This is a genomic window from Haloechinothrix sp. LS1_15 (genome assembly GCF_033042135.1).
GTDB lineage: Bacteria > Actinomycetota > Actinomycetes > Mycobacteriales > Pseudonocardiaceae > Haloechinothrix.
Map to the genome: position 1 here is coordinate 168,442 of NZ_WBXM01000008.1, position 20,529 is coordinate 188,970.

Genomic DNA, 20,529 nt, shown 5'->3' on the forward strand with positions numbered 1-20,529 from the left:
ATACCGTCGGGCACGGTTGAATGGAGGGCGCTGGGGGCGCAGGCGTGCGCCTCCGCGCCTCGCGGTGACTAGCATCGTGACAAGCATCCGGAAGACTGGAGGTTCAGCGTGCCTATTCGTACCCGTACCGTTGGGCTACTCGCAGCCACCGCGCTCACCCTCGCCGCTTGCGGCTCCGCAGCCGACGACGCGGACGCGGATTCCACAGGCGACGACACCGCTGGCTCCACCGCCGAAGGCGACGCGGAACAGGCGATGGAAGTTCCCGACGAGCTGACGTTCACCGCGGAGTCCCTCGACGGCACCGAGATACACGGGGAGGCCTACGCGGAAGGGCCCGCGGTGTTCTGGTTCTGGACACCGTGGTGCACCGTGTGCCAGTCCGAGGCTCCCTCTCTCGCCGAAGCGCACGCCGACCACGGCGGGGAGGTCGAGTTCGTCGGTGTCGCCGCCGACGACGAGCTGGCGGCCATGCAGGATTTCGTGTCCACCTATGAACTGGGTGGTTTCGAGCACATCAACGATGCCGAGCGGGACGTGTGGACCCGTTTCGGTGTCACCAGCCAGCCCGCTTACGCGTTCCTCGATGGCGACGGGGACGTCGACCTAGTTCGCGGCTCGGTGTCCGAGGACGAGCTCGGTGACCGCCTCGACGCGCTGACATCCTCCTAACACCGCGAACTGCCCGATATGGACCCTTCGATCCTCGCGTTCGCCCTCGCTGCGGGGCTGGTGGCGGCGTTCAATCCCTGCGGGTTCGCGATGCTGCCCGCCTACCTGGCGCTGGTGGTACTCGGCGACGGCGAGCACTATAGCCGGGCGAGGGCGGTGTCCCGGGCGCTGCTGGCGTCCGCGACGATGGCCGCCGGTTTCCTGCTGGTCTTCGGCGCGTTCGGGCTCGTCGTCTCGCCGCTCGCCAGCCAGGTTCAGCAGTACCTACCGGTGATCACCGTGGTGATCGGTGTGGCATTGGTGGCGCTTGGCGCGTGGCTGCTGTCGGGGCGCGAACTGTCACTGATGCTGCCGAAGCCCCAGGGTGGTGCGCCGACGAGCCAGCTGCACTCGATGTTCACCTACGGGCTCGCCTACGCGATCGCGTCGCTCTCGTGCACCATCGGCCCGTTCCTCGCGGTGACCAGCCAGACGTTCCGCGCCGGTTCCGTCGGCCAGGGTGTGCTGGCGTTCCTCGCCTACGGCGCGGGCATGGCGCTGGTGGTGGGCGTGCTCGCGATGGCCGTCGCGGTGGCTGGCTCCTCCGTGGTCGCGCGGGTTCGAGGCGTGCTCAGGCACATCAACCGGATCGCGGGATCGCTGCTGGTACTCGCCGGTGCGTACGTCACCTACTACGGCGTATACGAGATCCGGCTGTTCCATTTCGGCAGCGGCGCCGACGACCCCATCATCGGCGCCGCGACATCGCTACAGGAGGCGCTGGTTTCCGTTGTGGACGCCATCGGCGTGGTACCGCTGCTGGTGGCCCTGGCCGTGGCGGTGCTCGGGCTGGTGCTCGCCGGGCTGCGCAAGCGCCGCGCCTCAGCCGGCACCGGTCAGCGCACGTAACCGCCGCGTCGACCACACCAGCGTGCCGCCGACCAGCACCAGCGCCAGCGGGTAGAACACCGGCTGCAACGGCACCAGGACCGGCATCAGGCTCGCCGCCACCCCGGTGCCCAGCACCAGCAGGAACGTCGGCACGCAGCACGCGAACCCGAGCAGGAAAGCGGGCGCGGCGGCCAGTACCCCGCTGTAGCCCGGCCTGCGGCAGGCCACCGCGTGACGGGCCGTGTAGGCGGCCACGGCGAGGGAACAGCCGACAAGCAACGCCAGGACCGCGCCAAGCGCGATATTGACAGGGCTGACGAAAACGGCGAGGTGCGCGCCGGGATACAGCGCGAGCAGCGGCTCGAACAGGTAGGGCGCCCTCGCGTCGAACACACCCCTGTCGACGAACTGGACCGTGGGCGATCCGGCCCACCTGCCGGACAACGAAGCGGCGAGATCACCGATCGCGACGAGGTAGAGCAACAGCACCACCGAGCCCGCGATCAGGACCACCCCGCGGTAGGGTCGCCTGGCCAGCACCGTCCGCAGCGTCTGCGGTACACGCGCCACGGCGCGCACCAGCGCGTCGCCGACGTCGCCGACACCGGCGAGCCAGCGGGCCAGGGAGCCAGGGTCGCTCACCGCATCACCTCGGTGTCCGGGTAGAAGGCGAACCAGGCGAACCACATCGCGTCCATGAAATCCGCGGTTTCGAGGCCGTTGCCGAGCTCCCACACTCGCGCGGTCGCCAGCCCCTCGTCCCACTCCGCACGGATGGCCACGCCACCGACGTCGGCCTCGACCGAGCGGTCCTGACGGACGAGCTCCTTGGGAATCGCCAGCTGCTCCCCTCCGGCGCGCACACCCAGCACGACCTCCTTGTCGCCGAACCGATCGTCGGTGTGCAGTACCGGGAAGAGGGTGCCCTCGTCGACGTAGTAGCCGCTCCGGTTCGGGTAGGAACCGTAGGGATCCCGGGTGTAGTCCCTAGCCGCGCCGGTGTCCAGAGACAGCACCGCGCTGTCCGGATGCGCCTCGCGCCAGGCTCGCCAGGTGGTCCATACCAGCGGCACGGTACGCAGGACCTCTCCCATCAACGGCCCGGTGATCGCGGTACCGAGCACCTGGGGCCATTCCGAGTCGGTCTCCCTGTCGTACATCAGCAGGTTCGAGTTGACCAGCTTGCCGGTGGTACCGAACGTCATGTCGTCGCGATCGCCGGTTCCGGTGAACCCGATGGTGGTGCCGGTCAGGGGGCAGTAGGTGACCACGAGGCGATCCCCGCCCACGCGGTCGTTGACGATCTCGTGCCACACCAGCACCGGCTGCGGGTAGGCGCGGACCTCGCCGCCGTACCGCAGGCCGAAGACCACGTCGTCGTCGTCCAGGTAGTCCACCTCGTCGACGGTGACGAACCGCGGATCGTCGATCGAGGGAATACCGTCCTTGCCCGGACCACCTGAAGTGGTCGCCTCCACGAGGTCATCGAACTCACCGTTCGCCGATGCGCTCGCGCTTCCCGCCGTGTCCTGCCGCGCCCGCCACACCAGGCCGCCCGTGCCGCCCAGCACGGCGAGCCCGCCGAGCACACCGGCGCCCTTGAGTACCTGCCGCCTGCCGGGTGCCGAACGTGCTGACCCTTCCACGGCTCTCACCACCTCTGCGTCCCACTGTTCCCTCGCCTGCTCGGAGGGCGCGTGCCTCCAGCCAACCCGTACGGCGGGCGGGAAGTTCGCCGACTGTCAGCTCGCGGACAGTCGGTCACCGGCGTGACGCGGTAGGCAGCGCCCGCTCAGCCCGCGGCCGTGTCGTGATGCGGGTGGGTGAAGCAGCGCATGAGGTCCGGGACCGCGTGCCGCTGTCCCGGAGCGAGCGAGTCCAGGAACTCCCGACTCCGGGACCGGCTCTCGGCGATCAGCTCGGCTGCCCGGGAGAAGTCGCCCCCCGATACCGACAGCGGACACAGCGGCGGTAGTACGACGAGCGCGACGTTCTCGGGAACATGGGCGAGATCGCTGATCACCTGACGGTGGAGGAGCAGGGTGATGGCATGGGCGGCCATCGACGGCACGGTGCCCGGCGGCTGATCGAGGTCGCAGGCATACCCCCCGGGCAGCACGTACACGGTGCGAGCGCCGAGGCCGATGGCGTGCGCTATCGGGGTGTTGTTGGTGACGCCGCCGTCGATGTACTCGCGGCCCTCGTGACGCACCGGCGGAAACACGCCGGGTATGGCCGCGCTGGCCAGCAGCGCGGACTCAACCGGCCCGGCAGCCAGGCGCGCGCCCACACCGGTGAGCACATCGGTTGCCATCACCGACAGGGGCACGGGGGCTTCGTCGAGCGTGTCGAACCCCACCCAGCGGGAGACCAACCGGCGGAGCCCGCGCAGCGACGAGAAGTGATTGCGCCGCCCGAGCAACGCGAGCAGCCCGGTGGTCACCGGCACAGGGAACACGTCCTTGCGGCGCAGCCCGATCCAGATCTCGGCCAGCTCGTCCGCGGTCTGCGGGACCGGCGGGCGCGAGGCGATGTAGGCCCCGTTGAGGGTACCGGCGGAGGTGGCGATCAGCAGGTCGGGGGCGATCTCCCGCTCGTAGAGCGCCTGTAGCATGCCCACCTGCACGGCCCCCATGCTGCCGCCGCCGGAGAGCACGAACGCCACCGGCCGCTCGTCGGGAACCTCGGGTTCGGAGTTTGCCATGGACTACTCCTTGCGGAACGTTTCCGGGATTCCAGCCGTCCCTGCCGTTCAACCGGGCAGCGCGAGCAATCCCCGCGCCACCTCGACGAGGTCGTCCCCGGCGACGTCGGGGGCGGCGAAGATATCCGGGTAACGGCCCTCGTGCCTGCTCGCCCACCCGGTCGTCAAGCCCGCCCGGCGCGCCCCGTGGCAGTCGAACGCGTGCACCGCGACGAGCGCGGTCCCTGCTGCCCGGCGACCCAGATGGTGCAGCGCGTGCTCGTACACCCGAGCAGGCGGCTTCCAGCTCCCGGCCTCGGCGACGCTGATGACCGTTTCGATGGTGCGGTCGAGCCCGGTGCGCGCGAGGAAGTCTCGCGTGCCGTGCTCGGTGCCGTTGGTCAGGCAGGCCAGCTGTACCCCGGCGCCGGCCAGCTCACGGGCGGCGGGTTCCGCATCGGGCTGAGGGGGCAGCTCACCGAAACCGGCGAGCACGTGCTCGACATCGGCGTCGCCGAGTTCCCCGCCGGACAGCGTGTGGAGCGCGGCGGCCGCCACGCGCGGGAACGGCACGTAATCCCCGGCCAGCGACAACGCCATCCCGTCACGCAGTACCCGGTCGAACCATCGCGCCAGGAGCTCGGGGGCGAGCCCGACGGCTGCGAACCGTTCCCGCAGTGGCTCGAGAGACATGAGCGTCTCGACCACGTCGAAGAGCACCGTGTCCGGTCTGTTCGCCATGCTCGGCTCCTTCGATCGTGTTCGCCGCCACTGCCTGGTTACTTGCCCTGAGGCCAGGTATCCACCACCGCATCCGGGGCACGCATCGCGCTCAGCGCGGCGGAGGCGGCATGGCGCAGCGCGCGTGCCTCGGCCCCGTCACGCGACCGCACGTTGATGCCGTGGGTCACCATCACCAGGTGCTCCACCATGGCCTCGATGTCGGCGTCAGCACGGAGCTGGCCGAGTTGGGCCGCGCGCCGCACCGCGGCGTGCAGCGCGCCGCGCAGCCGCTCGTGCTGGGCGGCCAGGATCGCCGCGACCTCCGGATCAGCGCCTTGCGCCGTGGCTTGGAGCGCGGTGACCAGGCAACCCCAGCGTGCCCGTGCTCCCCAGCACCGCGCCGTGATCAGCCGCCCGAAGAACGCCGCGATGCTCGGCAACCCGTCTCCCCCGCCGTCCAGCGGGGTGAATACCGGGGCCACGTACCGGTCCAGGTACCGCTCCAATGCGGCGAGCCCGAGCTGGTGCTTGCTGCCGAAGGTGGCGTACAGGCTGGACCGGCTCAGCCCGGTCACGTCGACGATGTCCTGGATGCCGGTCTCGGCCCATCCCTGCCGCCACAGCAACAGCACGACATCGTCGATCGCCTCGTCCGGATCGAAGTGCTTGGTCCCGGGCACCTACGTCCCCTTCAGTCCTCGTTGCCGGGAGCTTCCCCGCCTCACGCCGGCCACCTCCTGGAACGTGCGGTCCAACCTATGGGGACGGCATCCCGCGAGGCAAGTCACGATCGGGCGAATCGCGCCGCCACGTAGCGTGCCGACGCCGGTGGCCGACCATGACCCGGCTCTGATGCCCTGTACGCACACTGCGGGTATGTCAGCGTGATGACAGCATGGGATTCGGGGACCGGCGCGCGTGGTTGCGCCGGGAGTACACGGCGATCGCGATCCGGAGAGGACATCGATGACCAGTAGTACCAAGATCACCTTCAGCGGATCCAGCGGCGACACGCTTGCCGGGCGTCTCGACCTGCCAGATGGCAAACCGCTGGCTTACGCGCTGTTCGCACACTGCTTCACCTGCAGCAAGGATGTCCTGGCCAGTTCCCGCATCGCCCGCTCACTGGCCGAGGCGGGGATCGCGGTGCTGCGCTTCGACTTCACCGGCCTCGGTCATTCCGAAGGCGAGTTCAGCAACACGAACTTCAGTTCCAACATCGACGACCTGATCCGGGCAGCGGGTCACCTGCGGGAACATTACGCCGCGCCGTCGATCCTCATCGGACATTCGCTCGGCGGTGCGGCCGTGCTAGCCGCGGCGCACCGGTTGCCCGAGGTCAAGGCGGTAGCTGTGCTCGGCGCGCCCGCCGACCCGGAACACGTCACGCGGCTACTCGGCGACGCACGGACCGACATCGAGCAGGAAGGCGAGGCCGAGGTCAGCATCGCGGGCCGCAGGTTCCGCATCCGCTCCGAGTTCCTCCAGGACATCGGCACCCAACCCCAGGCCGAGCGCATCGCGAACCTGAACGCAGCATTGCTCGTGCTGCACTCGCCGACCGACGAGATCGTATCGGTCGACAACGCGCGGCTGATCTTCGATGCCGCTCGCCACCCCCGCTCGTTCGTCTCCCTCGACGGCGCCGACCACCTGCTCACCGATCCCGCCGACGCCGCGTACGCCGCCACGGTGATCGCCGCGTGGGCGGGCCGGTACGTCGACCTGGCCGCGGACGCGGACGGCGCCGGTACGGTGGACACGCCCTCGGCCGAGGCTCCGGAAGCCCCGGTCGAGGGTGTGGTGCGGGTGGCCGAGAGCGGTGCCGGGCCGTACGCGCAGCGGGTCACGGTGGGAACGCACGTGCTGGCCGCGGACGAGCCGCGGCCCACCGGGAACGACACCGGTCCCTCGCCGTATGACCTGCTGTTGGCCGGTCTCGGCGCGTGCACCGCCATGACGCTGCGCATGTATGCCGACCGCAAGGAGTGGGCGTTGCAGCACGTCGCGGTGTCGCTGCGCCACTCGCGGATCTACGCGCGGGACTGCGAGAGCTGCGAGACCGAGCAAGGCAAGATCGATCGCATCGAGCGGTCGATCGAAATCGACGGCGATCTCGACGAGGACCAGCGGCAGCGGCTGCTCGCCATCGCCGACAAGTGCCCGGTGCACCGCACGCTGCACTCGGAGACCGTCATCGACACCACAGAGGCAGGCATCGCGGCTGGCTGACGTCGCGATAGGCACCCGCCCGAGCCGACAGTGTCAGCCTGCTGACATCCGCGGCACCCGGCGGCCCGTTTCGTGGTGACGTGGTCGCATGGTCACGTTACGAGAAGGCGACGTGCTGGATCGGCGCAAGTTGGTGGGAATCGACGGCGAGCTGGTGCACCTACCCGATCCGCAGCGCCGGGTGCACCTGCAGTTCCGGCGCTACGCGGGCTGCCCGATCTGCCACCTGCACCTGCGGTCCATCGCGAGCCGCCACGAGGAGATCCGCGCCGCGAACGTCTGTGAGGTGGTGGTGTTCCACTCGAGCGCCGAGACGATGCGCCGGTATCACGACGACATGCCCTACACCGCGATCGCGGATCCCGAACGGCACCTCTACGCGGAGTTCGGGGTGACGACCTCGCCGCGGGCCTTCCTCGACCCCCGCGGGTGGGCATCGGCGATGCGTGGTGTCGTGCACCAGCGGAGCCTGCGCGGCGCCGTCGGCGACGGTGAGACGCATCTGGGATTGCCCGCCGACTTCCTCATCGATCCCGACGGCACCGTCCTCGCGGCCAAGTACGGCGCCTACGCCGATGATCAGTGGTCGGTGGACGAGCTGCTGGAGCTGGCCGGACTCGGCAAGCGGGAACGCGGGTGATGTCACTGCCGCACGTCCTCACCGTCGACACGCACGCAGGCGGCGAGTGCGGCGACGTTGTCCGCCGCCAACGCCTGTGCCGTACTCACCAGCTCGACGACGCGGTCATCGACGACCGTGTAGTAGATACGACGCCCGTCGCGCCGCCGACGCACGTAGCCACAGTCGGCCAGGCACGCCAGGTGGCTGGATACGCGCCCCTGGGACAGGCCGATGTGATCGACGCACTCGCCGACGGTGCGCTCACCGTGGAGCAGGAACTCCAGCAGCCGCAGCCGCGCCGGATCCCCGAGGGCGCGGAAGAACTTCGCCACGACCTCGACACCCTCCGGCTTCTCCGGAAGCACGACGTGCGCTGGTTCCGGGTAGTCTGCTCCGCTCATAGCACACCAGCTTGATATATCCGCATAAGCGAATATTATAGAGGTGTCTATCACGAATTCCACAACGATCTCTGGTGGGGCTACCATGCACTACGATCTCGCGATCATCGGTTCCGGCAGCGCGGCCTTCGCCGCCGCGATCACCGCGCGCGGGCACGGCCGCAGCGTCGTCATGATCGAGCGCGGCACCCTCGGCGGCACCTGCGTGAACACCGGCTGCGTGCCGTCGAAGGCACTGCTGGCCGCGGCAGAGGAACGCCAGGTGGCGCTCGCCGACCACGTTCCCGGCATCCACACCGACGCGGGCGCGACCGATCTCGCGGCGCTATCGGCCGACACCGGCGCACTGGTGGCACGGCTGCGCAACGAGAAGTACCGTGACCTCGCCGCAGAGTACGGCTGGCAGGTCCTGTCAGGCACCGCGCGGTTCCTGCCGGATCCCGCGATCGAGGTCACCCGCCCCGACGGCGAGACCACCACCCTCGATGCGGAGCATTACCTGATCGCGACGGGATCGGCTCCGGCGCTGCCACCGGTTCCCGGCCTGGCCGAGGCCGGATACCTCACCTCGGCGGGTGCGCTGGCACTCGACACCGTGCCGGAGTCGCTGATCGTGCTGGGTGGCAGCGCCGTCGGCCTGGAACACGCCCAGCTGTGGAGCAGGCTCGGCGCGCGGGTCACGGTGGTCGAGCTCGCCTCGCGGCTGGCCCCGAGCGCCGAGCCCGAGCTCGGCCGCACCCTCGAAGCCGCGTTCCGTGACGAGGGCATCGCCGTGGTGACCGGAGCCCGCACCCACCGGGTCGACCGTGCCCACCACGATGGCGACGGCTACCGGGACGGCTACCGAGTCGCGCTGGACGCGCCGGACACCGGTACCACCGAGCTCCGCGCCGAACAGCTCCTGGTCGCCACCGGGCGCGCACCGGTCACCGACGCGCTGGACCTCGACGCCGTCGGGGTGACGCGCGGCGAGCGTGGCGAGGTGGTGGCGGATCCATCGCTGCGCACCGCGAACCCCCGCGTGTGGGCGACAGGGGACGTAACAGGCGGTCCGCAGTTCGTCTACGTCGCCGCCGCGCACGGCACCGTCGCCGCCGACAACGCACTGACCGGCGCCGGACGCACCCTCGACTACCGCCACCTGCCCGCGGTCATCTTCACCAGCCCCACGCTCGCCTCGGCGGGGATGACCGAAGCCGAGGCACTGGACGCGGGCTTCGACTGCGAATGCCGCATCCTCGACCTGGAGTACGTGCCGCGAGCTCTGGTCAATCGCGACACTCGTGGCGTGATCAAGCTGGTTGCCGAACGCGACACGGGACGATTGCTCGGCGCGCACATGCTGGCACACGGCGCGGGCGATGCGATCGCGGCGGCGGTGTACGCGGTGGCGACCGGCATGACCGTGCACCGGATGGCCGAGCTGTGGCTGCCGTACCTGACCATGGCCGAAGGCCTGAAGCTGACCGCGCAGACCTTCACCCGCGACGTGTCCAAGCTCTCCTGCTGCGCGGCGTGACCGCGACACGAAGGAGGACGTTCGCCATGACCGGGACACCACACCCTGAGCCGAACACATCCCGCGCCGCAGCGGCCCTCACCCCCGAAGCACGCGGTGTGCACCGCGCACTGCTGTCCGGCTTCGCCGCAACGGGGCAATCACTGACCCGGGAAGATCTGGAACGAGTAGCGCACCGTCACGGCACCGATGTCGCAACGGTGGTGACCGAGCTGGCCGAAGCCGACGTGGTGGCCTTCGGCGAGCGCGGGGAGGTGCGGGCGGCCTACCCGTTCGCACCGGTTCCGACGCCCATCAGCGTGACGTGGCGAGGCGGTCCGGCCGCGTACGCCATGTGCGCCATCGACGCGCTCGGCATCTCCGCCATGCTGGACCGGGCGGTAACGATCACGGCGTGCGAGCCACGCACCGGCAAGCGCATCACCGTCGACGTCGACAACGACCAGGCATCGTGGCATCCCGATTCCGCCGTGGTGTTCGCAGGCACGGTGAACGACACATGCTGCGCCGCGGTGGATCGTATGTGCGGATACGTCAACTTCTTCACCTCAGCTCGAGCCGCGTCCGATTGGGCATCCGATCACCCTGATGTCCGTGGAGCCGTGCTCGACCAGGCGACGGCTTTGGCCTCAGGCATCGCCGAGTTCGGCGAGCTGCTGCGGATGTGACGGCGACGTCATCGAGGCGGACCGGCTTGGCGGGGACAACGCCCGCGCTGGCAAGTGCTGGCCGCGCGGAGCGGCGAGGCCCCACCGAGCCCGGTTGAGGCGGGCAGGTATCCCGCTCCTACGCCTGGGTAAGCGATCGGGAAACACCTCGACCAGACCCAAATGTGCTACAATTGCTACATCCGGTAATCGTGGAGGAGCCATGTCACGCACCATTGCGCACCGTGAACTGCGGAACAACAGCAGCGCGGTGCTCCGTGATGTCCAGGCAGGCGAAAGCATCCAGATCAGCAATCACGGCGAGGTGGTCGCTCTCCTCGTGCCGCCATCCCATCCATCGGCAACGTCGCTCCAGGTCCGCCATGCCCGCATTCGGGGAGGCTTCAGCCAGCTGTCCCGCGTGCGCATCCCACAGTCGACCCAGGACGTTCTCGATGATCTCCGAGGCGACCGTTGACGGCATACGTCGAAACATCGGCCGCGGCCAAACTGTTGATCGAAGAAACCGAATCAGCCGCACTGAGCGCGTACCTGGACCTGCTGGCTGAGCGGCACGTCACGGTCGCGTCCAGCATGGTGCTCGAAACCGAGCTGCGGCGTCTGGCGACTCGTCACGAGATCGATCAATCGACCGTCACGGAGCTTCTCGACAGATTCGATCTCGTTACCCCCGATCGCGCGATCTTCGTCGAGGCCGGGTTGCTACCGGGACGGTACTTGCGCAGCCTCGACGCACTACACGTCGCGATCGCGCTGCGAATCAACGCCGAAGAGTTCCTCGCTTACGACACACGGCAATCCGAGGCTGCTCGGGCAGTCGGGCTGCATGTCGCAGCCCCCACGTGAGGTCGCCTCGGCCAGGGTCGCGTCATCCGCAGGCTCGTCCGAACGACCGGTGGTTCGAGCGTGGCTCGCCCTACTGGCGCACGCCGTCCATCTCCACGGCCACCTGACCGGTGTGGAAGGCGGTCATTCCCGCGATCGTGTGCGCCTCCGCGAACGGGGTCGCGTACGACCACGCGACGTCGGGATAAAGCGTGTCACCGATCCGGATCGAGTGGTACGACGCCGTGCCCTTGTAGGGGCAGCGCGTCACCGTGTCGCTCGGCTCGAGCAGATCCAGCCGCACGTCGGTTGTCGACAGGTAAGCGCACGGCGGCAGGCCCGTCTCGAACAGCAGCCGGGGATGGGTCGACTCCGCTACCACCACCCCGCCGAGCTCCGCGCGCACACGGCGCGAGCTCGCCAGGATGTCGATCCTGACGTACGGATCGCGGGGGTGGACATAGACCTCCTCGTCCTCTTCGAACCAGGAGTCCACCGCTTTCCAGCGGAAACGCAGGTGATCCCGCAACCGCGCGACCGGCGAGTCCGGGAAGCTCAGCACCCCGTCGACGGCTTCCCGCTCGGCCACCCGCACCGTGTGCAGCCGTGCCTGGCCGGCTCCGGTCCAGTGACGGCTACGTCCTGTGCCGGCGATCAGGTCGGTCCGCACATCCTCGCGGGGGAAGTAATACGCGGGGTGGTGTGGCCGCTCCCACACCAGCAGCGCCCTGGTGGAATCGACGACGACGGTTCCCGCGAGGACACCGCGGATCCGTTTCGGGCTCAGTTCGTGCGGCAACTCGCCGCGCTCGGGAGTCTCCATACTCCGGTGACCGATCCGGTGGTGGTATTTATTCCCGGCAACGTGCCGCATCCCGTGACGGGCAGGAATGTGCGCCGTAGCATGGCCACGTCGTACGCCCGTCCCGCCATCACGTCACGGAGCACGCCGCATGAGCTACCTGCCGTCGCTGCCGGAGAACGCCACTCTGCTCGACGTGCTGCGCGCCTACCCGGACGCGGCACGCCCGCTGCTTGACTACCACGAAGCGGTGCTGCGCGGCCCGTCGCCGCTGAGCATCGCCCAACGCGAGCTGCTCGCCGCCTACGTCTCCGGTCTCAATGCCTGCGACTACTGCCACGGCATCCACGAGGCGACCGCGCAGTCCTTCGGTGTGGAACCGGGGACGCTGGCGGCACTGCTGTCCGATATCGACAGCGCCCCGGTGGAGCAGTCCATGAAGCCCGTACTGCGCTACGCGACCACACTCACCGAGGAGCCCGGACGCGTGCGCCCCGACGACGCCCGAGCCGTGCTGGACGCCGGGTGGGAGGAGCGCACGCTGCACGACGCGGCGGCCGTGGTCGGGTTGTTCAACCTGATGAACCGACTCGTGGGTGGCCTGGGCATCACGCTGAGCCCGGAATACGTACCCACCTCCTCCAGACGCCTCGCCGACGGCGGCTACTCCGGGCTGAAGGACCTGTTGTAGCCTGCACCGCTTGCCACGGGACGCGTCAGCGCACGCGGGTGGCCCTGCCGGACAGGTGCGCGGTCAACGGGGTGTGCGGGAACGCACGCAGTCCCCGCTTGAGCTCGGCGAAACCGGGCCAGCGAGCCAGGGTGGTGATCGAATCCCACAGCCGCAGCGCGTCGTCGCCCTCCGGGGCACGGTCGATCACCGGACCGAAGAACGCCGGCCCATCCGGCGGGTCGAAGCTCAAGATCGGGGTTCCCACCTCGCCGCCTGCGCGCTCCACTGCCTCCTCGGTATCGGCCCGCAGCACCTCGTCCCAGCCGGCGTCGGCGGCAGCCGTAGCCAACTCTCGCGGCAGGCCGACCTCACCAAGGATGGCGGTGAGATCGCGCGGGCGGGCGCACTCGGCGAGGATCGCCTCGAACCCGTCGACCGAGGGCTCGGGCGTATGCCACAGCGCGCGGCCCATCGCCCGGTACAGCTCACCCACCACCTCGGGTCCGTGCTGCTGCCGGGCGGTGGCGACCACGCGCAGCATCTCGAGCCCGCGCTGATGCGCCTGCGGGTAGCCTTCCGGCCGATCCTGGTAGCCGATCGGCTCGTTGAGGATGCGCAGCGACAGCGGCCGCCACCGCACCCGCAACGAGCGCCGCTCGACCACGTGCCACACCCACTCCGCGGTCACCCAGCAAAACGGGCATACCGGATCGAACGAGAACTCGAGATCGACGTCGGCCATGATGTCAGCTCCCTCTCCACATGGTCCGGTGAACCGCTCGCGACCACCGTCTCATGCCGACCACGCGTACGCGGCGAACGCGTCGTCGAGCGGGGTATCTGCCAGGTGGTTGATGTAATTCGACAGCGTTTTCATCGCCACACCGGTAACGATGTCGAGCATCTGCCGCCGCTCGAATCCCGCGGCGAGGAACTCGGCAATCTCCTCCTGCTGGACCCAGCCTTGCCGCTCCACCACGGTCCGCGCGAACCGCCGAACCGCTTCCAGCCGGCCGTCGCCGATCGGCTTGTCCTGCCGGATCGCGTCGATCACGGCGCTGTCGACGCCCGCGCCCTGTGCCACGGCGGAATGCACCGCGAGACAGTACCCACAGCTGTTCTGCCTGCTCACCGCCAGCCACACGACGTGCTGTTCCTGCCGGGACAGCGAGCTGGCGAGGAACTGCTCCTGGGCGGCCCGGTAGGCGCGGAAAGCCTGGGGCGACTCGGCCATCACCCCGTAGATGTTCGGGATGAACCCGAAGTTCGAGCGGAGCTGTTCCAGCTCCGGCGTGATCTCGGCGGGGGCGCTGTTCTCGTCGTGCACACCGAATTCGACCATTGATCCTCCTCACGGGATACGGGTATCGCGCACACCGCGACACGGTCGGTGACCGCACGCCTCCGGCCGACGTGCTCACCGCGGCTGACAACACGCCGCGACCACACGTCGATCCGGGGAGTGTCCGCTCACTGACATTCCCGCCTGTGGCGTCGCATCCCCCGGGTTGCACCTCATACGCACACACCGTGCCCGGCATCGGAACGAGGTGATCCTCATGACCGCAGCGGAACTGCACGCCAAGGGAGCCGTGTGGCGCAACCGCTCCTGGCACTTCGCCGCGCTGTTCCTCGAAGGGGAAGCGCCGGACCGGTCGAGTGGCACCATGCTGGTCGATGCCCTACACCTGGTGGCGCGGGCTCGCGGGCTACGACTGATCACCGATCTGGATCAGATCTCCCTCCAACCCGTGCCGAAGTGGCGGGTGCTGCTCAACGCCCGGCACGCCGTGACCCTCGAGTGGCCACACAGCCGCCCCCTGCTGGCCAACGCCCCGATCGAGCTGCCCCACGGCTGGCACGAACTCGCCTCAGCCCACGGCATCGTCCTCGTGTTCGCCGGCTACGGCCTCGGGTTGCACGAGCAGTCCCGTGGCGACGCCGCATCCACCACCGAGCGCCTGGTGGAAGCGGCCTGGGACGGTGCGCTGGCGGGCGCCGCGGTGCGGTTCGACGGGGCCGCTACGGTCGCGCTCGCCGGCATGACCGGCAGGCCCCGGCGCGTGCGCCGTCACCGGAGGCAAGGGCGTGGGCCGGCGTGGCCGGCGGGGCACGCGACGCGCGAACCGGCGTGAAAGGAGTCCCATGCGTCGACCGCACGTTCCCTGCCGCGAAGTACCGGCCATCACCGCGGCGCAGATGCGGGAGGTCGACCGCATCGCCACCAGCGAGTTCCACATCGAGCTCAAGCAGCTCATGGAGAACGCGGGGCGCAGTCTCGCCGAGATCGCGACCGAAACCTTCCGTCCATGTCGGGTCGTCGTGCTGTGCGGCCCAGGCGGCAACGGCGGGGGCGGTCTCGTAGCAGCGCGGCACCTGATCAATCGCGGGTGCAACGTGTCTGTCGTGCTCGCCACGACCATGTCCGATATGGCACTGGTGGCCGGGTATCAGCTCGACATCCTGCGGCAGATCGGTACTCCGGTGATCGAGCCCGCCGAAGAAAGCCTGGGACGGCCGTGGCCCACGGTACCCGGCAGCGCGGATCTGATCATCGACGCGCTGCTCGGATACAGCACCAAGGGTGATCCGCGCGACGGGGCCGCGCGGCTGATCGACTGGGCCAACGCCCACCCTGCTCCCGTGCTGAGCCTGGACAGTCCCAGTGGGCTCGATGTGACCACCGGCGCCGCTGGTCACCCGTGCGTGCTCGCCACCGGCACACTGACACTCGCACTGCCCAAGCTCGGATTGCTGGAGGCCGGTGAGGTGGGGTGGCTGGCGCTGGCCGATATCTCGATCCCAGCAGCCACCTACCGAGGGATGGGCTACGAGGTCGGCGAGCTGTTCGCCGCGGGGCCGATCGTGTCGCTGGTAGGCGAGCCAGCGGCAGCACACGAGTGAGAACGATGATGCCACGGGGATCGCGACGCCTCGACACCATGCGCCGGAGGCGTCGAACCCTCGGGACGTGCTGCCGCCACACCAGTACCGAGATGTGCGCCCGCTGTTCCTGGTCAAGGCTTCCACAAGCGATCGGCATCCTGCTCCGCGGGTACACGGCCCGCCGCGCGATGCCGATCGCGGCGATCGTCGGGACCGTGCTCTCGGCGGCCAACCAGGGCGTCACAATCGCGACCGGGTCCGCCACGGCAGGCACCTGGATCACAGTCGCGGTCAACTACGCGGTGCCGTACCTCGTCGCCAGCGTCGGCTACCTGTCGGGTCGGCGGGTGTACGCCCGGATGTCCCCGCCACCTCAGGATGCGCGTCACCCAATAGGAGCCGCGCGCCTGGGTGGCGAGCCGAAGGACTCCTCGGGTACACCAAGTGCACCGAAGGAGCCCTTCGGCTCATCTCCACCGGAAGGAGTACCCAACGTGAGTCACCTCCCTTCGCTGCCGCCCGATGCTGGCCTACTCGAATTCTTCAAGGAGGTCCCTGGCGCCGCGCGCCCACTGCTGGACTACACCCAAGCCGTGTTGCGCGGCGATTCCCCGCTGACCGTTGCCGAACGCGAACTCATCGGTGCCTATGTATCCGGGCTCAACGCCTGCCGCTTCTGCCGCAGTGTGCACAGCACGATCGCTACCGAGTTCGGAGTTCCCAGGGAAACACTGACTTCCGCACTGTCCGACATCGATAGCTCTGCTGTGGAGGATCGGATGAAACCACTTCTCCACTTCGCCAGAAAACTCACCGAAACACCGGGGCAGATCACCGCCGATGACGCTCGGACAGTACTCGACGCGGGATGGGAGGAGGGCGCGCTGCGCGACGCCGTCACCGTCTGCGCGTTGCTCAACATGATGAACCGGATCGTCGACGGGCTCGGACTTGCCTCCCACGACGGGTACGTAGCGGCCGCCGCGAGCCTCCTGGCCGACGGCGGCTACGAAGGGGTGAAAGCCACGCTGTGACCGGGGTAGGTGAGCCGAAGGACTCCTCGGGTACAGCATGTGCACCGAAGGAGCCCTTCGGCTCGCACCCCACCCGCGTCAGCGCCGGTCAGCGCCGGTCGGTGGTGCCCCTGCCGAGCTCCTGGAAGATGTACAGCCCGCCGTTACGGTCCGAGCCGTAGATCCACGGCTTGCCGGGGATCTTGTACACGCCCCAGAAGTCATGGGGCTGGCCGCCATTTCCTTCCCGGAACTCGTCGGAATCGTCGAAGAACCGGGCCACCTCGACCGGGTTGGCCGGGTCGGTGACATCCAGCACCAACATGCCGTCCCGGTACCACGACACGTACGCCTTCACCCGGCCGTCGTCGGTGGTCTCCACGATGACGTTGTGGACCGAGTAGGTCCCGAGCGGGTCACACTCCGGGATCGGCTCCCATGCGGCGCTGCATTCCGTGTCGAACGTCGACGCCAGCTCCGGGTTCTGTGGGTCCGAGTAGTCCCAGATCCGCAGCCCGCCCCACGGGGTGTCGTCGCGGAGGTTGTTGGCGATCACGACCGCGTCGGCGCCCGCCTCGGCCGCGTTGACGTTCTTCTCGCGGAAGGTGCACGCACCTCGACGCACGATGGCGATGCCGCCCTCGGCGATCGCGTCGCCATTGAGGATCTCGTCGCCATCGCATGCCCTGCCGATCCACACGATGTCGCCCTCGACGGGGCCGACCTCGCCGAAGGTCGGCTGGTCACCGGCCAGCTCGACCGCAGGGTACGTGGTGCCCTCCAACGGCCCCGAGGACACCTCGAGCACATCGGCGTCCACCGCCCCAGCGTTGCCCGTCGGGCTGTCCTCCAGGTCGTCGCCCGCCGACGTGCTGATCGCGGTACCCGGAAGCGGGGTGGCCGGATCGCCGGTGCCGAAGGTCAACCCGCTCGGTGGCTGCACCGTGACCCAGGCGTCGAAGTCCTCTTCGCCCTCGACCACGATGTCGCCGTCCTCGCTCGGCCACACCGAGTGACTGTTGACCTCCCCGTCCAGCGAGCCCTCCTCCGGCTCCAGTGCCACGGAGACCACCTCGGGGGCCGCCGGGTCCTCGATGTCGAGCAACACCAGGCCCGCGTCCCAACCCGCGGCGTACAGCAGGTTCCCGTCGTCGGTGACGGTGATGTCGTGCACCGAGCGGATGGTGGATTGCCCGAAGCCCGGGGTCGGGCCTGCCGGGTCCCCGAGGATCCAGAACGAGATCGTGTCGATCAGCACGTCCGGATCGGTCTCGGCGTAGGGGTCGTCGCTGCAGAAGTCCTCCTCGCAAAGCAGCTCGGGACCCCAGGCGCTGACGAACTGCGGATCGGTCGGATCGGTGATCTCGAAGATCTGCACGCTGCCGAACCAGGCGTTGCCGTGGGTGGCCAGCGCCACGTAGTCACGGTAGCCCTGGGTGAACAGGAACAGGTTGTGCACGCCCCGGTTCACCGCGCCGAACTCTTCCCGCAACACCTCGTTGGGCTCATCGATCCGCACGGTCGACAGGTGCTGCGGAGCGCGCGGATCGTCCACATTGTAGATCTCGAAGCCACCCATGCCTTCAGGGCCGCAGTCCTCATTGGAATGGACAAGGACGTCGCCCGAGTTCATCGCATCGACCTTGATGTCGTTGGAACGGCTCCCCTGTTCCGATTCGATGATGCCGACGTGCGACGGTCGGTTCGGGTTGCGCACATCCCACACCCACACGCCCGCCTCGTCCTCGCCGCCGCACGGGTTGTTGAACGTTCCGGTGTAGGCGTAGCCGTCGTGTGCCCAGACATCGGTGGTGGCGTTGGCGACGAGCCGCTCCCCTCGCCCACGGATCGCCAGGTTCTTCTCCTGCGCTCCCCTGCTCGCCGAACCGGCAACCGCGTAGCTGTCCAGCTCGGCCAGCGACGCACTCGGATCGAGCGGGGCCTCGCCCGGTTCGGTCCCGTCGGGGTGACCCTGCTCGACGGCGCCGTCCGGGTCCGACGTGCCCCCATCGGCTTCCGTGGCCTGGGCAGCGACGTGGCTCCCGGTGGCAAGCAGGAATGCCATCGTGATCGACACGATCGTTCTTCGTCTCATGCGCTACCGACCTCCTCCACGAGCGCGAGCGGATCTCGCCCGCCCGTGACGTATATCACCCTGAAACCCATTGGCGTGACATGGAACACCTGAAAGGAGTAATCGCCCACGAATCTGCGTACCCGGAACATTGCCGCATTCCGCACAGTCCGGAACGGTGACGCCTCCTCTGCGGGCTTCAACCGACGCAAGTTGTCTCACGTTGTATGGAGGCGGTAACCATGAACAACTACCGATACGCTCGCCGGGCGTTTCGCAAGAACCGGGCGGTACTCGGCGCCTCGGCCGCCGTCACCGCCGCAGCGCTGGCTGTGGCGGGGGCGGGTCCGATCCTGGCCCAGGACGACGACAACGCTGATCCCCCGGCCGAAGAGCTGGAGGAAGGTGGCGAGGCTACCGAGAACGACGACGAGGACGAGAACGGTTCCGACGAGGAGCTCACCGAAGGTGACGGCGGGTTGACCGAGGGCACCGGCGCGATCAATCCTGATCTCTCGCTGGATGGCGCCGAGGTCGAGATACTCAACCTCGACGATGAGGACTCCGAGTACGCGAAGTTCACATTCTCGCGCACGATCACCTCGGTCGACAGTGACAGCGCGTTCGAGCTGTCAGGGTTCAGCCCGCAAGCTTCGGCGACGGCCGAGGACACCCAGATCGTGCAGGGTGAACCGCAGTCGGTGCTCGCGGCCTACGAAGCGGGGACGGACCTGGAGAGCTTCACGCTCGCCCACGTCGAGTCCGGAGCCGTCAGCGACGAGGCCGGACGCACCAACCTGCCGGGAACCACGGAGCTGACCGGCGGAGGAGCGAGCGTCGAGGGCACGGACGCACCGCGGCTGCAGGCCGTATCGGCCAACGATTCGATCGACCAGATCACCTACGTCTACGATCGAGCGCTGGACGAGGCCAGTGCCAGTGCGGGCGACCTGGGTCTGTACACCTCCAGCGGGCGCGAGATCTCCGGGTCCGAGATCGTGGCAACCGACAAGGAATCCGTCACGGTCGGCTTCGACAGCCAGGTCGAGGATGCCGTGGCGTACTTCTCGAAGGCTGACGCGGTCGAAGACACCCGCGGTCTCGGCAACGTGCCGCACACGGTCGGTGACGACACCGCAGCCCCACACCTGGAAGACGTGAGCGACCTGGTCGGCAAGACACAGTTCGAGTTCACCTTCTCCGAGCCGGTCGCCAACGTGGACGAGGAGAGCTTCGTCGTCTACACCGCCGACGGCACTTCGGTCAAGGGCTCCGGCGTGGTGCAGCCGTCCTCGGACGTCGTGCGGATCGCGTTCCCTGAGACGCAACTCTTCGGTGAGACCATCACGCTCGCCGCGGTGGAGGCCGAAGCCGTCACGTCCAACGATGGTTCGGACACCCCGAACACCATTGCTTCGGACGTGATCGGGGATGCCTCCGGCGTCTCGGCAGGACCGGACCTGCAGAGCATCGCGGTCGAGGAGTCCACCGGTCAGGTGCGCTACACCTTCGACAAGGCGGTCGACGACCGCGAGTCCTACGACACCGCCGACTTCACCCTGATCGACGAGTCCGGTGACGTGGTCGAAGCCGACAGCTTCGTCGAGGTCGACGGCGACAGTGTCCTGCTGAACTTCAACAGGGCATCGGCACAGGCGGCCGACTCGCTGAGTGTGGAAGCCGGTGCGGTTCAGGACTTCAGTGGCAACCCGAACCCGGCCAACACGCAAGGCCTGTGATATCGCATGAGTCCCCGGCCGCACCGCTGAGCTCCACTGCCCGCGGTGCGGCCGGATCCATGTGGAATGCGAGACGGCGGGTGCGGGTTTCCCTCACATCTCGGCCCTCCCGCGCCGATTTCGCGTC

Annotated in this window: 23 protein-coding genes and 1 pseudogene; 14 read left to right on the forward strand and 10 right to left on the reverse strand. The window is 68.6% G+C overall.

All coding sequences use genetic code 11. The annotated features are described in order from the left end of the window. Positions 1 to 108 precede the first annotated feature (108 nt). Together F8178_RS14145 and F8178_RS14150 are read left to right on the forward strand one after the other, a co-directional pair. Positions 109 to 672 carry a redoxin domain-containing protein gene (locus F8178_RS14145; RefSeq protein WP_317495241.1) on the forward strand — a complete coding sequence of 188 codons (564 nt, stop codon included), beginning with the start codon at positions 109 to 111 and terminating at the stop codon, positions 670 to 672. 18 nt (positions 673 to 690) lie between these two features. Then, positions 691 to 1,560 carry a cytochrome c biogenesis CcdA family protein gene (locus F8178_RS14150; protein WP_317495242.1) on the forward strand — a complete coding sequence of 290 codons (870 nt, stop codon included), beginning with the start codon at positions 691 to 693 and terminating at the stop codon, positions 1,558 to 1,560. Here F8178_RS14150 and F8178_RS14155 read toward each other — a convergent pair. The 5 genes from F8178_RS14155 to F8178_RS14175 all read right to left on the reverse strand — a co-directional run bounded on the left by F8178_RS14155 (position 1,534) and on the right by F8178_RS14175 (position 5,628). Then, positions 1,534 to 2,184 carry a hypothetical protein gene (locus F8178_RS14155; RefSeq protein ID WP_317495243.1) on the reverse strand — a complete coding sequence of 217 codons (651 nt, stop codon included), beginning with the start codon at positions 2,182 to 2,184 and terminating at the stop codon, positions 1,534 to 1,536. The genes F8178_RS14150 and F8178_RS14155 overlap by 27 nt on opposite strands. Continuing rightward, complete coding sequence (locus tag F8178_RS14160) at positions 2,181 to 3,188, reverse strand: DUF3179 domain-containing protein (RefSeq protein ID WP_317495244.1); 1,008 nt, start codon at positions 3,186 to 3,188, stop codon at positions 2,181 to 2,183. The genes F8178_RS14155 and F8178_RS14160 overlap by 4 nt, the downstream gene beginning before the upstream one ends. A gap of 146 nt (positions 3,189 to 3,334) precedes the next feature. After that, positions 3,335 to 4,246: a patatin-like phospholipase family protein gene (locus tag F8178_RS14165; protein WP_317495245.1), complete on the reverse strand. Its 912-nt coding sequence runs from the start codon at positions 4,244 to 4,246 to the stop codon at positions 3,335 to 3,337. A gap of 48 nt (positions 4,247 to 4,294) precedes the next feature. Continuing rightward, positions 4,295 to 4,966, reverse strand: a complete 672-nt coding sequence (locus tag F8178_RS14170; RefSeq protein WP_317495246.1) for an HAD family hydrolase — start codon at positions 4,964 to 4,966, stop codon at positions 4,295 to 4,297. Between the two features lie 38 nt (positions 4,967 to 5,004). Continuing rightward, positions 5,005 to 5,628 (reverse strand): TetR/AcrR family transcriptional regulator, encoded by a 624-nt coding sequence (locus F8178_RS14175; protein WP_317495247.1) that lies wholly within the window; start codon positions 5,626 to 5,628, stop codon positions 5,005 to 5,007. Between the two features lie 286 nt (positions 5,629 to 5,914). On the opposite strand from F8178_RS14175, the gene F8178_RS14180 reads away from it, so the two are divergent. Beyond that, the gene (locus F8178_RS14180) at positions 5,915 to 7,180 is read left to right on the forward strand and encodes a bifunctional alpha/beta hydrolase/OsmC family protein (RefSeq protein ID WP_317495248.1); all 1,266 of its coding nucleotides are present in this window, start codon (positions 5,915 to 5,917) and stop codon (positions 7,178 to 7,180) included. A gap of 88 nt (positions 7,181 to 7,268) precedes the next feature. Further along, positions 7,269 to 7,820: a peroxiredoxin-like family protein gene (locus tag F8178_RS14185; protein ID WP_317495249.1), complete on the forward strand. Its 552-nt coding sequence runs from the start codon at positions 7,269 to 7,271 to the stop codon at positions 7,818 to 7,820. Positions 7,821 to 7,822: 2 nt separating this feature from the next. Here F8178_RS14185 and F8178_RS14190 read toward each other — a convergent pair whose 3' ends face one another. Beyond that, entirely contained in the window at positions 7,823 to 8,203 is a 381-nt protein-coding gene (locus F8178_RS14190) for a metalloregulator ArsR/SmtB family transcription factor (protein ID WP_317495250.1), read from the reverse strand. 85 nt (positions 8,204 to 8,288) lie between these two features. Between F8178_RS14190 and merA the strand changes: the two genes are divergently transcribed. From merA to F8178_RS14210, 4 genes are all read left to right on the forward strand, one after another. Continuing rightward, entirely contained in the window at positions 8,289 to 9,722 is a 1,434-nt protein-coding gene (merA, locus tag F8178_RS14195) for a mercury(II) reductase (protein ID WP_317495251.1), read from the forward strand. 26 nt (positions 9,723 to 9,748) lie between these two features. Beyond that, a complete protein-coding gene (locus F8178_RS14200; protein WP_317495252.1) occupies positions 9,749 to 10,390 on the forward strand; it encodes an alkylmercury lyase family protein in 642 nt (213 codons plus the stop codon). Between the two features lie 202 nt (positions 10,391 to 10,592). Then, entirely contained in the window at positions 10,593 to 10,847 is a 255-nt protein-coding gene (locus F8178_RS20430) for a type II toxin-antitoxin system Phd/YefM family antitoxin (RefSeq protein WP_396345528.1), read from the forward strand. Continuing rightward, a complete protein-coding gene (locus F8178_RS14210) occupies positions 10,844 to 11,236 on the forward strand; it encodes a type II toxin-antitoxin system VapC family toxin (protein ID WP_317495254.1) in 393 nt (130 codons plus the stop codon). Before F8178_RS20430 ends, F8178_RS14210 begins: the two co-directional genes overlap by 4 nt. Positions 11,237 to 11,306: 70 nt before the next feature. On the opposite strand, the gene F8178_RS14215 is transcribed toward F8178_RS14210, so the two are convergent. After that, a complete protein-coding gene (locus F8178_RS14215; RefSeq protein WP_317495255.1) occupies positions 11,307 to 12,038 on the reverse strand; it encodes a DUF427 domain-containing protein in 732 nt (243 codons plus the stop codon). A 130-nt stretch (positions 12,039 to 12,168) separates the two neighbouring features. On the opposite strand from F8178_RS14215, the gene F8178_RS14220 reads away from it, so the two are divergent. Then, complete coding sequence (locus F8178_RS14220; RefSeq protein WP_317495256.1) at positions 12,169 to 12,708, forward strand: carboxymuconolactone decarboxylase family protein; 540 nt, start codon at positions 12,169 to 12,171, stop codon at positions 12,706 to 12,708. A 25-nt stretch (positions 12,709 to 12,733) separates the two neighbouring features. On the opposite strand, the gene F8178_RS14225 is transcribed toward F8178_RS14220, so the two are convergent. After that, the gene (locus tag F8178_RS14225; RefSeq protein WP_317495257.1) at positions 12,734 to 13,432 is read right to left on the reverse strand and encodes a DsbA family protein; all 699 of its coding nucleotides are present in this window, start codon (positions 13,430 to 13,432) and stop codon (positions 12,734 to 12,736) included. Between the two features lie 51 nt (positions 13,433 to 13,483). After that, positions 13,484 to 14,032, reverse strand: a complete 549-nt coding sequence (locus F8178_RS14230; RefSeq protein WP_317495258.1) for a peroxidase-related enzyme — start codon at positions 14,030 to 14,032, stop codon at positions 13,484 to 13,486. Positions 14,033 to 14,249: 217 nt separating this feature from the next. On the opposite strand from F8178_RS14230, the gene F8178_RS14235 reads away from it, so the two are divergent. From F8178_RS14235 to F8178_RS14245, 4 genes and pseudogenes are all read left to right on the forward strand, one after another. Next, a complete protein-coding gene (locus tag F8178_RS14235) occupies positions 14,250 to 14,825 on the forward strand; it encodes a hypothetical protein (RefSeq protein WP_317495259.1) in 576 nt (191 codons plus the stop codon). A gap of 10 nt (positions 14,826 to 14,835) precedes the next feature. After that, positions 14,836 to 15,594 carry an NAD(P)H-hydrate epimerase gene (locus tag F8178_RS14240; protein WP_317495260.1) on the forward strand — a complete coding sequence of 253 codons (759 nt, stop codon included), beginning with the start codon at positions 14,836 to 14,838 and terminating at the stop codon, positions 15,592 to 15,594. Positions 15,595 to 15,764: 170 nt separating this feature from the next. Then, positions 15,765 to 15,893 (forward strand): annotated as a pseudogene (gene nrtS, locus F8178_RS20435) (nitrate/nitrite transporter NrtS); the annotation flags it as partial. 177 nt (positions 15,894 to 16,070) lie between these two features. Continuing rightward, complete coding sequence (locus tag F8178_RS14245) at positions 16,071 to 16,610, forward strand: carboxymuconolactone decarboxylase family protein (RefSeq protein ID WP_317495261.1); 540 nt, start codon at positions 16,071 to 16,073, stop codon at positions 16,608 to 16,610. 88 nt (positions 16,611 to 16,698) lie between these two features. Here F8178_RS14245 and F8178_RS14250 read toward each other — a convergent pair whose 3' ends face one another. Further along, positions 16,699 to 18,684: a PA domain-containing protein gene (locus tag F8178_RS14250; protein ID WP_317495262.1), complete on the reverse strand. Its 1,986-nt coding sequence runs from the start codon at positions 18,682 to 18,684 to the stop codon at positions 16,699 to 16,701. 221 nt (positions 18,685 to 18,905) lie between these two features. Here F8178_RS14250 and F8178_RS14255 point away from each other — a divergent pair, with 221 nt between their 5' ends. Continuing rightward, complete coding sequence (locus tag F8178_RS14255; RefSeq protein WP_317495263.1) at positions 18,906 to 20,402, forward strand: hypothetical protein; 1,497 nt, start codon at positions 18,906 to 18,908, stop codon at positions 20,400 to 20,402. Positions 20,403 to 20,529 lie beyond the last annotated feature (127 nt).

Bases quoted from the DNA above. Each gene is read 5' to 3' on its own strand.
- F8178_RS14150 (WP_317495242.1), top strand. From the start codon at position 691: ATGGACCCTTCGATCCTCGCGTTCGCCCTCGCTGCGGGGCTGGTGGCG.
- F8178_RS14165 (WP_317495245.1), bottom strand. From the start codon at position 4,246: ATGGCAAACTCCGAACCCGAGGTTCCCGACGAGCGGCCGGTGGCGTTC.
- F8178_RS14170 (WP_317495246.1), bottom strand. From the start codon at position 4,966: ATGGCGAACAGACCGGACACGGTGCTCTTCGACGTGGTCGAGACGCTC.
- F8178_RS14180 (WP_317495248.1), top strand. From the start codon at position 5,915: ATGACCAGTAGTACCAAGATCACCTTCAGCGGATCCAGCGGCGACACG.
- F8178_RS14185 (WP_317495249.1), top strand. From the start codon at position 7,269: ATGGTCACGTTACGAGAAGGCGACGTGCTGGATCGGCGCAAGTTGGTG.
- F8178_RS14190 (WP_317495250.1), bottom strand. From the start codon at position 8,203: ATGAGCGGAGCAGACTACCCGGAACCAGCGCACGTCGTGCTTCCGGAG.
- merA (WP_317495251.1), top strand. From the start codon at position 8,289: ATGCACTACGATCTCGCGATCATCGGTTCCGGCAGCGCGGCCTTCGCC.
- F8178_RS14200 (WP_317495252.1), top strand. From the start codon at position 9,749: ATGACCGGGACACCACACCCTGAGCCGAACACATCCCGCGCCGCAGCG.
- F8178_RS20430 (WP_396345528.1), top strand. From the start codon at position 10,593: ATGTCACGCACCATTGCGCACCGTGAACTGCGGAACAACAGCAGCGCG.
- F8178_RS14215 (WP_317495255.1), bottom strand. From the start codon at position 12,038: ATGGAGACTCCCGAGCGCGGCGAGTTGCCGCACGAACTGAGCCCGAAA.
- F8178_RS14220 (WP_317495256.1), top strand. From the start codon at position 12,169: ATGAGCTACCTGCCGTCGCTGCCGGAGAACGCCACTCTGCTCGACGTG.
- F8178_RS14225 (WP_317495257.1), bottom strand. From the start codon at position 13,432: ATGGCCGACGTCGATCTCGAGTTCTCGTTCGATCCGGTATGCCCGTTT.
- F8178_RS14230 (WP_317495258.1), bottom strand. From the start codon at position 14,032: ATGGTCGAATTCGGTGTGCACGACGAGAACAGCGCCCCCGCCGAGATC.
- F8178_RS14235 (WP_317495259.1), top strand. From the start codon at position 14,250: ATGACCGCAGCGGAACTGCACGCCAAGGGAGCCGTGTGGCGCAACCGC.
- F8178_RS14240 (WP_317495260.1), top strand. From the start codon at position 14,836: ATGCGTCGACCGCACGTTCCCTGCCGCGAAGTACCGGCCATCACCGCG.
- F8178_RS14250 (WP_317495262.1), bottom strand. From the start codon at position 18,684: ATGAGACGAAGAACGATCGTGTCGATCACGATGGCATTCCTGCTTGCC.
- F8178_RS14255 (WP_317495263.1), top strand. From the start codon at position 18,906: ATGAACAACTACCGATACGCTCGCCGGGCGTTTCGCAAGAACCGGGCG.